Source organism: Phycisphaeraceae bacterium, from assembly GCA_020639155.1.
In the GTDB taxonomy this organism is placed as follows: domain Bacteria; phylum Planctomycetota; class Phycisphaerae; order Phycisphaerales; family UBA1924; genus JACKHF01.
Genome location: JACKHF010000001.1, coordinates 2,104,531 through 2,117,170 on the forward strand (window position 1 = coordinate 2,104,531; position 12,640 = coordinate 2,117,170).

9 protein-coding genes and 1 tRNA gene are annotated in these 12,640 nt (G+C 54.7%); 6 read left to right on the top strand and 4 right to left on the bottom strand.

Annotated features, from left to right (window positions below; translation table 11 throughout):
- Positions 1-61: 61 nt before the first annotated feature.
- On the top strand, positions 62-1,084 hold the full coding sequence (locus H6815_08875; protein MCB9860556.1) for a hypothetical protein: 1,023 nt from the start codon (positions 62-64) through the stop codon (positions 1,082-1,084).
- On the opposite strand, the gene H6815_08880 is transcribed toward H6815_08875, so the two are convergent.
- The 3 genes from H6815_08880 to H6815_08890 all read right to left on the bottom strand — a co-directional run bounded on the left by H6815_08880 (position 1,081) and on the right by H6815_08890 (position 3,418).
- Positions 1,081-1,452 (bottom strand): PilZ domain-containing protein, encoded by a 372-nt coding sequence (locus H6815_08880; GenBank protein MCB9860557.1) that lies wholly within the window; start codon positions 1,450-1,452, stop codon positions 1,081-1,083. The two genes, H6815_08875 and H6815_08880, sit on opposite strands and share 4 nt — an antisense overlap.
- A 270-nt stretch (positions 1,453-1,722) precedes the next feature.
- A complete protein-coding gene (locus H6815_08885; protein ID MCB9860558.1) occupies positions 1,723-2,574 on the bottom strand; it encodes a fibro-slime domain-containing protein in 852 nt (283 codons plus the stop codon).
- 193 nt (positions 2,575-2,767) lie between these two features.
- Entirely contained in the window at positions 2,768-3,418 is a 651-nt protein-coding gene (locus tag H6815_08890) for a nitroreductase family protein (GenBank protein ID MCB9860559.1), read from the bottom strand.
- 153 nt (positions 3,419-3,571) lie between these two features.
- On the opposite strand from H6815_08890, the gene H6815_08895 reads away from it, so the two are divergent.
- Positions 3,572-6,529, top strand: coding sequence for a hypothetical protein (locus H6815_08895; GenBank protein MCB9860560.1), 2,958 nt, complete (start codon positions 3,572-3,574; stop codon positions 6,527-6,529).
- A 37-nt stretch (positions 6,530-6,566) separates the two neighbouring features.
- Positions 6,567-7,889 (top strand): hypothetical protein, encoded by a 1,323-nt coding sequence (locus H6815_08900; protein MCB9860561.1) that lies wholly within the window; start codon positions 6,567-6,569, stop codon positions 7,887-7,889.
- Positions 7,890-7,904: 15 nt separating this feature from the next.
- On the opposite strand, the gene H6815_08905 is transcribed toward H6815_08900, so the two are convergent.
- Positions 7,905-9,251 (bottom strand): beta-propeller fold lactonase family protein, encoded by a 1,347-nt coding sequence (locus H6815_08905; GenBank protein MCB9860562.1) that lies wholly within the window; start codon positions 9,249-9,251, stop codon positions 7,905-7,907.
- A gap of 285 nt (positions 9,252-9,536) precedes the next feature.
- Between H6815_08905 and H6815_08910 the strand changes: the two genes are divergently transcribed.
- From H6815_08910 to H6815_08920, 3 genes are all read left to right on the top strand, one after another.
- Positions 9,537-10,862 carry a TlpA family protein disulfide reductase gene (locus H6815_08910; protein MCB9860563.1) on the top strand — a complete coding sequence of 442 codons (1,326 nt, stop codon included), beginning with the start codon at positions 9,537-9,539 and terminating at the stop codon, positions 10,860-10,862.
- A 101-nt stretch (positions 10,863-10,963) separates the two neighbouring features.
- Positions 10,964-11,037 (top strand) — tRNA-Val (locus tag H6815_08915).
- A gap of 59 nt (positions 11,038-11,096) precedes the next feature.
- On the top strand, positions 11,097-12,413 hold the full coding sequence (locus tag H6815_08920; GenBank protein MCB9860564.1) for a glycosyltransferase: 1,317 nt from the start codon (positions 11,097-11,099) through the stop codon (positions 12,411-12,413).
- Positions 12,414-12,640: the final 227 nt, after the last annotated feature.

Here is a 12,640-nt window from a genome sequence, read left to right on the forward strand (position 1 = left end):
GTACTTTGACAACACCGCAAAGTGTCCGGAATGTGGACGAGTTAGCGTGATTTCTCAGCGCATGCGACGAAATGCACGGGATAAAGCACTGGGTAGTATTGGCGCGGGTTTATTGTGCTTCGGTGCGATATGGTGGGTTGGCGTTGAGGGATACACCGGTCGATGGACATCATGGGCACCAACGCCAGCGCTTATGCTTTATAAGTCCCATCTTGTGGACAACTGGGATGGACCGGTTGGCACGCAGGTTATGCAGCGCGCAGCAAACGGAACCATCACGGGATGGAGTGCGCGTCAGCTTGCAGCAGAACTTGTAAAAGATCTCCGCGACGATGAGATCATTGGGAACGGGCAAAGGGCAGTCGTGTTACTTCGAGAGCTTGGGCAGGTTGCTGTGCCAGCACTGAATGGCGCTCTGTTGTCGGACGATTGGCAACAGCAGCAGCTTGCAGCAAGATTATTGCGCGAGATAAGCCCTCTCGATCCCAGCGATGCACTGCTTCAACACTCACTTGACACGCTCAGGGGCGATCCAGTGACAGGATATGACTTTGATCATCCAGATGCGGTTCTGGTTGCGAAAGATGTCACCGACAACATCGTTTCTTCTGTCCCACTCCTGATTGCTCACGCATGGCGTATATATCCACAACTCGTCGAAATGGCGCGACATGGAGCATCTCAGGAACAGTTCTTTGCAGCAGTTGTGCTTGCGGTGGGAAGGTGTGAATCCGCTGCTGATATCTTCATGCCTGTGCTGATCGAGCATCTTGGTGACAACTCAACATACTTCGATGCCGAGCTCGTTGTTGTGGCTCTGATTGACTTTGGCGAGCTCGCAAAGCCGTATCTCACTGATGTGCTCAACGAGAACAGATATGACCGGCAGGCAAAGCAGCACGCAGAGTACTTACTGCTGCAATATGAGGGGTATCCGGATACACAAGAGGAGTACTGGCGTCGTTGCAGACTTGTAGGATATGACACGGCACAGCTTGTGAAGTGGGAAAAGCCGTTCTGCGAAGTATTTACATGGGAGCGATGCAACTCATTGCTATGGACTCGGCACAGGAACCACCGTTAGTCTTGTATCCTCGCACGCTCGTGCATATTTCGTTTCTCTGCCTCCATGCCTTCGATGGTCATATCACCCAGCGCATCGCGGACAATCGCGTTGAGTCCCTGCGCAGCTTCCGGTGTGAGTTCGAGAAAGTTCACACCCATATCGAAGTTGACCCAGTTCAGACGTTTGGTCCATGCAACCTGGCCGACCATCTGGTAGACACCGTGCGAGCACGCGAGTGTGAATCGGATGAGCTGCTGTTTTCTTGGCTGGATACCGCTACCCCGCAATCGCATGCCGGTTGCCGAGATGTCCAGCACCTTTCCAAGCGAGCACTTTGCTGGAGCTCGATTGATGCGCCCGCCACCAGCTCGACGCTCGATGCTCATGAGGTGAGTGTACAGATAGGGCAGTATCTCAGTAAGACGCATGGTCTTTGTATCGACAGAAACACCACCTTATTGAGGGAAAACCGGCCAATATCAGGCGGTTCGCCGTGTGCTTGTTCCGCCTAGGAATGTGCTGCACGAGGTGTCCGAGAAAAACATGAGTTTGTTTCAAAGGGCAACGGCTCCAAACCGTATCTTCACAATAGAAGCACACCCCGTCATTGCTGATCGGGGCGTGCCGAAACCGGAATCCGGTGTGTCTGAGTTGGGTTATTCCTCGTCGTACGGCATCGTAACCGAAGGCAACTCCGCATTGCGAAGCAGCAGTGTTGTCTCTATGCGGAAGTTGCACTCTGAGGTGTGGCGCTCTGCAAAGAACATCTTGAGTGGATACGTCTCGCCAGCAACGAGCCCGAGTTCGGCAGCCTTCTCATCAAGATTCACACCGCCGAACGCCTGCGAGTGCACACCACCCAAATCAACAACGAGTTTCCCGTTGATATACACCCACACATCGTCATCGCCTGTGAACTCGAACACGAGATCATGATCACGCTCGTTCGGATCTGTATAGGTGAATACAGTGTCAAGCTCATATGTGAAGTGGAAGTTATGCTCACCTTCGAGCGCCCACCGCAGATTGCCGGTGGAGTTTCCGAACCCCTTGTTATCAGCGGGCCACCAGTAATCAGGGCGTTCCATCGCAAAAATGTACTTGTCGGAGTTTGTTTGCTTTGTCAGCTCGATCGTGTGTGGCCACGACACGTTCACGCCGGGCACGTCGCGATACCACTGTTTGAGTGTGTCGGCTGATGTCAGCGGAATATCGTACCAGGTGCGTGTTTCGAGCAGTTGCTCGTTGAAATAGGGCTTGCCGTCTGCGTCAAGTGTTGGTGCGACGAGGCTCAGGTACACGCCGTTCTGCAGATTCCATTCCGTGAAATCAATATGTGGATACGACTCAAAGTCCGGGTGCTCGGTCTTGAAGTCGCGCATCACACCGGTGATTTTCATCGTTTCGCCCTGTGCCGTGCTTGCAGATGATGTGCTTGCGGTATGAGCGTTTGCAAATGTGCAGAATCCTGCACAGACGAACAATGCTGACGCAGATGAAATGCGCATAACTCTCTCTCCGGTTCTGTGGTTCTGCACGAGTCAGTTTCGACATCCCGCACACTGGGGTGAGAATGTCGATATGCAATGGTTCCTGTGCAGTTGTATCACAAACCAGCGTTGCTGCAAGGTCAACGTGCGCGTTATCAACAGAGCGTGTGTGGTGTGTAGGGGTTGTGAGGACAATACGGCCGCTTGCGTTTTAGATCGCTATGAAGATCTCGTCTAGCGGTTTGCGTTCAAGTTTGGGCACCACGCAATTCTCCGCTGGATATCCGACAGGAATTACAACGTACGGACGCTCATGATCGGGCCGCCCCAGCACCTCTGAGAGGAACCCCATTGGGCTGGGAGTGTGCGTGAGTGTTGCGAGTCCCGCGTGATGCGCCGCTGCAAGAAACAAACCAACGGCGATCCCAACAGATTCATTTACGTAATACACCTGACCACCGGTATCGGTTTTCATCATCTTGAATACCACGACAACCCATGGAGCTGTCTCGAGAAATGGCTTGTTTGGGTCGGTGCCAAACGGTGCAAGATCGTGCAGCCACTCCTCGTTGGCTCTGCGCGCGTAGAACTCTCGTTCTTCCTCTTCAGCAGCAGCACGAATCTTTGATTTCACGACAGGATCTGCAACAGCAACGAAGCGCCATGGCTGCTTGTGTGCGCCGGAAGGCGCGGTGCCTGCGGCGCGAACGCACATCTCAATCGTTTCCCTGGACACTGGCTTGTCTGCATACTCACGGACGGTACGGCGCATGGCCATAGTCTCGTAGAACGCGCCGGCTGCCTGCTCAGGGCTTAAACTCGGTGTGTAAGGTCGATGGGAGATAAAGACATGGTCTGACATTGTGAACTCCGTGGCGGGGATCGATGATAGAAATCACGAGAACTGGTTGCTGCATTGGTCCAGATAATGGACGGAGCAATGGCGGCTCGCGCGATTGTTACGCGAGTGGGGACCAGATTCGGACCGATTCGATGATCTGGTCGATGCTCAGGCGTGATTCCACACAGGTCAAGTCTTCTTAGATTGCTGCACACACTGCGATCATGGGTGATCGTGGTTGTGTATCTGTGCCTATGCCCTCTCGCTCGCGCGCAGGTCGAACTTGTCACGCCGGATCAGGATCTCTCAGCCGCTGCGCCGTCTGAGATCACCAGACCAAGCGTATCGGGTCGTGTTGTGCGCGTGTTCGACTTTGAGGGGTTGCAACTCGGATCGATCGAGGTGCCACCGCAGTGGTACCGTGCGCAGTCATACGAGGGTGTACGGGATCGTCCCGGGTTTCCTCCGTACAACGAAGGCAGACTCGATTACACGGTTTCTCATTCCGGCGAAGGATCCATGATGGTTCCTTCCAAGGGTGGAAGCGCAAGCATGCGTCTGTTCGAGGGTGAGATACCCGTCTTTTCGCGCACCGCATATGCGATCGAAGCGTACGTGAAGACCCAGGGAGCACACGCTGCACGCGCATCCATTACCGCGCGATTCCTTGATGAGAAGATGCGGACGATTGTGGAGAAGCGTACGAAGCAGGTATGGTCTGAAGGGAAGTGGACCAAGATTGTTGTGCAGCTTGATGCGTCGTATCCTGACGCGAGATCACTTCAGATTGATCTCGAACTTCTGCAGGAGCAGCAGCGCCAGAACTCCAATGACACCAGTGGCATCGTGTTTCGTGTGGACTATGACGCGACGGCGTGGTTTGATGATGTTCGTGTGCTGCAACTTCCAAAGGTGGAACTGCTGACTAGCCATCCATCAAACATTTACGTAGGTGAAGAAAAACCCGAACTTGACGTGCGGGTGCGTGACCTGACAGGCGAACTCATGCGTGCGAGGGTCGATGTTGTTGATGATCGTGGGGTCCTAATAGACAAGCACCGGTTCCAACCATTTGGTGGACGGCTTGATGAGAATCTGCTTGTGGAGCTTCCACGGTATGGTTGGTACGAAGCCACACTCTATGTTGATAACGGTTCTGGCGTGGATGCTGTGGACAGTGTGACGTTTGTGTGGCTTGCAAAGCACGAGAATGACTACAGCGAACAGCAACTGCAGTTGACAACAAGCACCAGCGTTCGAACGTGGTGGGGTGAGGGTGGCACAAGACCGGGGTCGCAGTTTGGGATCTGGTTCGACACGATGCCGATCTCAGGAGTTTCGACTCTCCCCGCCATTGCAAGACAACTGGCAAGCCGGCGCGTGAAGATACCCATTGTTGATGAACAGGTGCTCGGACGCGCGATTCTGAAACAACTCGATCTGTTCGAGCCTGCAGTCTTCGCCTTGCAAGCAGCAGGACATGAGGTGATTCTTGGTGTTGATGCGTTTCCTGAGTCATGGACTCGCGCGTGGGGCATCATGCCCTCACAGACTGCGCTAGCAGCAGAAGTCGGGGAGCGAGATTTGATTGATTCTGTGCTTGTTCCGGTGCTTGATCGCTTTGGCGACGTTGTGGAGCGCTGGCAGTTTGGCCGGGTTAGAGAGGGATGGCCAGTCCCCGTTGCACTGCGCGCAACAGCCCTTGCAACAACAGCGCACGCTTTCGCTGCGATTGCCCCACCCGATCGCTTGATGCTGGCGAGTGGGCCCTTCGATCCTGCGAACTCGCTTGAAGCGATCTCAGATGCGGGTACTTTGAGAGAAGGTGTGATGCCTGTTCCACCAGGACTTGGCACTGAGGCGCTGAAGCAGTTGATCGCATCGTATCGAAATGCCGCAGTTCGTGGTGAACTCCCGAACCAGATCACGTACACACTGACCACGTTCGATCAGGATCTGTTTGGTCAGCATGCCGCAGCAAGTGATCTTGCGCGAACCACCATTATGCTCTTTCACGGTCTGATCCGCCATGGAAGCACAGCGAACGTGCTCAACCCTGATACCACGCGCTTTGCTGTCATCGATCCCGTGTCGTGGCGGAACGAATCGGGGACAACCGCGCTGCCAAACGCGGAAGCGAGCGTGTGGCGCGAAATCTCACTGCAGCTATCTGGCCGCATGGGGCGTTCCGAGCTGCATCTTGCACACAACACGACATGCCTGCTCTTCGAGGAGCGTGAAGGTGAATCGTTTGATAGTGGACTCGCGTGCATCTGGTCGGAGGATGGTGCCGAGAGACTGCTCGAAGTTCCAGTTGGTCTGGGCGATGTCCGTGTGATCGACATGAACGGAAACACGGTTGCTTTCGAGCGCCCGGAGCGTGGGTTGATTCAGTTGCTTGTTGGACACGATCCCGTGTATGTCGAGGGGGTTGATGTCGATCTCGCAACATTTCGTTCGACCTTTGCTGTTGAACCACCCGAACTCGACGCAAGATCAGCAGAGCAGCCTGTCAGGATTACCTTTGCAAACACGTGGGACAGGCCGGTCGCAGGCCGGATTCGTGTGATCTCGCCCGGAGGTTTTCGTGAGGATGGGTCGCGCGATCGATCATGGGAAATTGAGCCGCGCGTTCATGCCTTTGCGCTTGAACCCGGTGAATTGGGATCAGTGCTGATGGCAGTTCGCAGGCGTATTGGTGTTGCAACCGGACAGCAGGAGTTCGATATTGCGATCGAGGTGCAGTCCGATGCTGGCGAACGCACACTCAGACATGTCCTGCCGTTCCGGGTCGGGTTGAGTTCGATAGACCTTGCCGCGTCGCATGTAAAAACACTTCGAGGCGATGCTGTGGCAGTTGAGACAACAAACATCTCAAACGACCCTGTCAGTGTCGTGCTGACAGCATCAATACCGGGTCAGTCGCGCCACCGTGTGTACATTGCCAATCTCATGCCGGGCGAAGTAACTGTGCGGGAGTTCACACTTCCTGAAAAGGTTGTGGGCAGTGTGTCGGTCTCAGCAACAGTTGTGGGCGATCAGGGAATGCTGACCAGTATCGTGGAGCTCGACAAAGACCTGCAAGCCTCGACACAGCAACCTCTTCTAGCAGTTGAGCCGGACGATTCCTGAGCGCGCACTGCAGCGTAGCAATCACCTATGATGCGGGATGAAAACCCGACTCAATAATCATTGCTTTTCAGCTTTATATGTTGTGGTATTCGCGTGTGCTGGTAACGCGACGATCGCACAGACGCCTGCACTGTCTCCGGTGAGCGAGATCTTTGCCCTGCAATCCTCAGAAAACGCGACGCTGACAGATGTCCAGACCGAGCTTCTGTCGTATGCCGACGCACACGACACAGCAGAGGTGCGGTTCGCACTTGGAGCTTGTGAGTTTCTGATGTCTGTTGAACGAGGACTTCAGGACATGTACAGGTCCGGCTTTGGGTCGCCGGTCATCGATGCAAACTCGTTTGTGTCGCGAAGCCCGCTGTCTGTTTTCCAGAATCTTGACCCGATCGAAGTGTCACCAGCACTTGTACGAGCATCGATTGCTGGCAGAGTTATAGAACTCGCTGGTGCTGAAACAATGCTCGGCTTGGTGGATGAGAGGCCCGGCGATGCGATTGCGCTGACGGTTGATGTCCTTGCAATACGATTTGATATCAATGGAGACGGTGTTGCGCGTGAGCACGAATCGGTCGGCTGGTTTGTTGATGAGTACGGCCCACAAGGCAGATGGGATCCTGAGACGAACCAGTATGTTGAGTATGACTGGTCGTCACCACGATACGTCACATTCGATCGTGGCGATGTCGATTGGCTTCGAGGGTACTGCCACATCCTGATGGCTGCAGGTGACTTTGTTCTTGCCCATGACTTTGCCGATTGGTTTGAACGAACAGGGCACGTGTTCTTCGCAAAGGTCGACACGAAGTACGAGTTTCTTGTTGGCAACGCCGTGTTCTTTCCCGGTGTCGTTTCTGACAGGGACGCACCATTCGACATCATGGACCTGATTGTGTTGCTGACACAGATCGACTGGGCGGTGTCAGAACCGAGGCGTTTGGAGTCTTGTCGTCAGCATCTCATCAGTGCGACACAGCATTCGCGAGCCATGTGGAACCACTATCTGGCCGAGACAGACAACGCCAACGAGTGGATACCGAATCCGGATCAGGATGCAGCCTTGACCACCATTCAGGTGACCGGCGAGATGCCGGAGCAGTGGGATGCTCTGATGAGTCAGATCGAGAAGGTGCTCGAAGGAGAACTGCTGCTTCCCTTCTGGCGGAACGCACCAGAGCGGGGGTTCAACTTCAAGCGGGCACTGCTTGAGCACGATCGATTGAACCCGTGGTATTGGCTGCAAGGTTCTGCGGCTGCACCGTACCTTGAGAAAGGAAACATTGCCGAGCCCGAGTTGTGGCGCGAGATGGCGCGCCCGTTCGAAGGGGAGATGTTCCGATTCGGATTTTGGTTCAACTGATGCAGATGCCAGTGGTTACGGGCAGCCTGCGCTGTACTCGTTGCCGAAGCAAATGTAATCGAACACGTTGAACAACTGGTTGCCATCGCAGTCGGCGTACGGATCGTTTGCGCTGTACGCGTTGCCGAAGCAGATGTAATCAAAGATGTTCAGCGTTCCTGAGTGGTCACAATCCGCGTAACAGGTGGAATCGACCTCCCATGTTGCCATCGCATTGGCTTGCTGGTATCCCAGCGGCAGGATTGGTCCGTTGGAAATCAGTTCCCCCTGCGAGCCGAGCGTGAATGCATAGATACCCCAGTTGCTGTCAAGCGTCGAGTTGTCCGAGATCAGCACAGTGGGGAATCCGTCGACCATCATGGTCTGGATGTCGCCAAGGGTACCTTGGGTGCCGACATCGAACGTTGTCCCGGTGTATGTGAGTTCACCGTTCGTGCCGATCGCGAATGTCCGCGCGGTTGCGTCAGATCCGTGACCACAGATAACAAACTGTGAATCAGGTGAGATCGCAATGTCTGCTGGCGAGTTGCCGGGAGATTGTGTTGGTGTGCTCGCCGCGGGAGTCAGGGCGCCGGACGAATCCACACTGAACCCGTTGATGCTGTGGCCACCGTTCGATATTCCGCCGGTGGAGTATGCCCAGCGACCGTTCGGAGATACAACAATTTCGAGTGAGTAGGCCGGAGATGTAAACGATGCTCCAAGGCTGGTGAGTGTGCCGTTGGAGGCGATTGACCATGGCTCTACTTTTCTTGGTTCGTTGGAGTCCTGCGTGTACAGAACATCCAGCGTTGGATGTGCGAAGAGGTACGTGCAGAATCCGCCAGTGACCTCGCGGTCGCGTTCCGTGAGCGTGAGTGTTGGGCCAGAATCATCAAGGTCGTAGATCCCGACATCGTTCGGCAGGCTCAGGTCGGACTGGATCACCGCAAGCCTGCGATCACCAAGCCAGACAACATCAAGCGGCGAGTCTGGAACCTGGAAGATGCCCGCGATCTCCATGGTTGCGTCCGGATTCACCCGGATGATGGTCAGTTGCTCGGTCACTGTAGCAGCAGTTGCATGTGTGACCGCGAGGTATTTGCCGTCAGTTGAAAGTGAGATCTCATATGCGTTTGTTCCGGGGACCGACGGCGAGCCGGAAGGACGCTCCTGGATGAGCAACGAGTCGAGAATGACAGGATACCGGTTCGAGTCAAAGCCAAGCGAAGTCACAGCGCCAACAAGATTGCCGTTGTTTGCTACAAAGACGGCTGGGACAGTCGACTGCCCCAGAGCAGCGCTTGCGGCAAGTCCGCAGCTCAGCATGACAAAGCCATTGGAGCGCGAACTGGTATAAACGGAACGATGTGAACGGATCATCGGTATTCCTTTTTCTGGACGTCAACTCATGTTGGGCCACTCGCTGGTACCCCTGTACATTCCACATCATCCCGCAGCAAAGCAGCAATTGGAAGCAAATTCACACTCTGTGAATAGCTATTCGCGATTTTTTGTGCCGTATATCGGCCCATTTGGGAAAGCCAACTGGTGCGAAATAGATCGTGTTCGGATATTGTTTAGAATGTCGCAAGGAACCGGTTGGGCTGCTTTGCATCGAACCGGGAACGAACATACGTAGACATGCACGTCGTGCGAGGATCCATCATGAGTACTCACCTGAATCGCGTCCACACCAGATTTGGTATCCGCTCTGTACTGTGTGTGACTGCCGCTATGACTTTGTGTCTTACGCCGATCGTGTCTGCGCTTGATCCGGAACTTGATGAGACAGAACGAAATCAGCGCGCGATTGAACTGCTGCGCGAAGCTGACAACGCCATGCAGAAGCTCTCACACGTGAAGTACATCGCAGATGTGCAGTATGTGGGTGCGATGGCGGGTGTCCACGCAGACATTGCGAAGGTCCAGGTTGTTGTGCAGCGACAGGACGAGGAGGATTCACCCCTCGGGTGGCGTTTCAATGCGCAGGGTGATGTGCTGTATAACGAGAACACCGGGCTGCTCGGGCACCATGCCGCGTGTGATGGTGCGACGTTTGCATACTACGAGTTAGAGGAACCAACCGTTGTTTCAGTCCCAGCAAGAACAATCCTTGATGTTGAAGCTGGCGGGGCACGTGCAACTGTGGGATGGATCGTGCGCTGGAATGATCTTGTGCATGAGCCGATCTTTGGGCAGGATATGGACCTCTCTCCACGCTTTGAAGGTGTAAAGAACGTGCACGGAGAGTTGTGCGATGTTGTGAAGATCGATGTCAGTTCACTCTCCTTTGTCGAAGAGTTCGAGATCTGGTACTTTATTGATCAGGACACACATCTGCCACGACGTGTAGACACGCTCTTCTATGACGTTGGTGGCACGACAAGTGACGGGTTTGAGAGTGTGTACATCAACGAACTTGTCTCGGATGACACAGTGCTCGCTGGAGTCAGCGATTCGGCGTTTCAGGTTGATGTTCCCGATGGATACACGCTCGACAAGCGTGAGCCGGCGCAGGATGTGTATACAGCACCTGAGATGCCAACGATGGCAGGAAAGGAAGCGCCTGGGTTTGAACTTCGCACCGTCTCGGGTGATGTAGTACGCCTTGAGGACATGAAGGGCGATGTGGTCGTGCTCGACTTTTGGGCGACGTGGTGCGGCCCGTGCGTTGCTGCAATGCCGGGGATCCAGCGGGTGCATGAGAAGTTCAGTGATGATCGGTTTTCCAGCGATCAGGAAGTCCACATCTTCGGCATGAACACGTGGGAGTCGGGCGACCCCGGTGCGTTCCTGAAGCAGAACAAGATCACGTACCCAACGCTGCTGAGCGCGGATAATGCCGCACGAGATTACATGGTCACAGGCATCCCCACCATGGTCATCATCGGACGTGACGGGAAGATCGCGTGGTATCACGTGGGGTTTGCTCCAGCACTCGAAGAGATGCTGGAGACCGAGATCGAAAAGGCACTCAAAGCAGGGTCCTGATTCTCGGTTTGTTTTCCTAAAAACATCAAAGACTTGCAGGCAATCCGCAGGGTCCTGGCGTAAAGTTGGACTGCTGAGGATCTCTGTCTTGGCATGTATTCGGGCGGGTAGCTCAGTTGGCTAGAGCATTTGCTTTACACGCAAAGGGTCCGGGGTTCGAGTCCCTGTCCGCTCATTCACTTTTCCTGACCACGTTCCATCAGATCGCTCTCCATTCATGCGGATGCACCTGTATTGAATACGCTTGATCTTGCTTACTTTGTTCTCGGTGGTGTGACGTACCCCATCTGGTCGCGCAAAGCGCGGGCAGGCTGGGATGAACGGTTTGGCAAAGGAACGGCGCTTTCAAATCCAACACTACCTCGCATCATGCTCCATGCGGTCAGCGTGGGGGAGGTGAACGCACTTCGCAAACTTATTCCTCTGCTTGCAAGGGATGCGGATGTTGTTGTGACAACAACGACAGACACCGGGATGAAGCAGGCGCGTTCATTGTTCGAGAACAACCCGAAGTTTCGATGCACGGTGATGCGGTACCCGCTCGATTTTTCGTGGGCTGTCGATCGTTTCCTCAATCGCGTCAGGCCCGATGTGGTTGCGCTCGTTGAGCTTGAAGTGTGGCCTAACTTTATCATCAGGTGCAAGCGTCGCGGCATTCCTGTCGGTGTGATTAACGGAAGGCTGAGCGACTCATCGATTCGTGGGTACAGGTTTGGAAAGCTCCTGATCGGAAGCACGTTCAAACGGCTCGACTTTGTCTGTGCTCAGGACGAGACATATGCCCAGCGGTTCCGTTCAATGGGCATTGATCCGTCTCTGGTTGCTGTGACTGGGTCAATGAAGTGGGATGCGGTGGACGCGTCCGATGACGCACAGCCGACCAATCGGGCGCTTTGCATCCAGACAGATCTGGGGATAGACCCTGAGAGGCTATTAATCGTGGCGGGGAGTACATCATCAGGTGAGGAGGCTCTGCTGCACAAAGCCTGCCCGGATGGCGTGCAGCTCCTATGTGCTCCGCGAAAGCCCGAACGGTTTGATGAAGCGGCGCATGCAATGCCAGGTTGCAGGCGAGTTTCAGTTCAAAGAACCAAGAACTCAGCTCACGCAGCAACATCAAGCACGTCCAATAACTATCGATTTCTTCTCGATTCAGTTGGTGAACTGAGTGATGCGTACCGGCTCGCTGACATCGTTGTGTTGGGGCGGAGTTTCTTTGCTGGACAGGGAGGGTCGGATCCCCTTGAACCAGCGGGCTTGGGGAAGCCTGTTGTCGTTGGTTCCTACACAGGGAACTTTCGTGAGGCTGTGCGTCTGCTTGAAGAAACAGGTGGATTAGTGCGGTGTGAACCGGAGCAGCTGTCGGTTGCGCTGCAGCGTTTGTGCAAGGATGCAGCAGAGCGGGATCGTTGTGGACAGGCGGTTCGTGCCTGTGTTGCTGCTCATCAGGGGGCAAGTCGGCTGCATGCTGATCGGTTGCTGGATCTGGCCCGCACAGAGCCTGCATGGGCGGATATTGGCGATTCCGCCAGTTTTGATGAACGCGAATGATGGTTTGCGTGTATCATTGATAACCCGAAAAGGCAGCAGTTGTGTGCTGCTGGAACAGGTGCAGCAAGTGAAGCGATCGCTCTTGCTGTATTGTGAACCCCTTGATGGATTTCTTGGGGATTTCGGGTTGGTTTCGGCCCCCCGCTTGGCCGGACAGAGGCTGATCGCACCACAATGACGAGAATCGTTTTCACATCGATACCAGTATCGAACACGCCGGGGAGCAG

Bases quoted from the DNA above. Each gene is read 5' to 3' on its own strand.
- H6815_08880 (MCB9860557.1), bottom strand. From the start codon at position 1,452: ATGAGCATCGAGCGTCGAGCTGGTGGCGGGCGCATCAATCGAGCTCCA.
- H6815_08885 (MCB9860558.1), bottom strand. From the start codon at position 2,574: ATGCGCATTTCATCTGCGTCAGCATTGTTCGTCTGTGCAGGATTCTGC.
- H6815_08905 (MCB9860562.1), bottom strand. From the start codon at position 9,251: ATGATCCGTTCACATCGTTCCGTTTATACCAGTTCGCGCTCCAATGGC.
- H6815_08875 (MCB9860556.1), top strand. From the start codon at position 62: ATGCGACGAAATGCACGGGATAAAGCACTGGGTAGTATTGGCGCGGGT.
- H6815_08890 (MCB9860559.1), bottom strand. From the start codon at position 3,418: ATGTCAGACCATGTCTTTATCTCCCATCGACCTTACACACCGAGTTTA.
- H6815_08910 (MCB9860563.1), top strand. From the start codon at position 9,537: ATGAGTACTCACCTGAATCGCGTCCACACCAGATTTGGTATCCGCTCT.
- H6815_08900 (MCB9860561.1), top strand. From the start codon at position 6,567: ATGAAAACCCGACTCAATAATCATTGCTTTTCAGCTTTATATGTTGTG.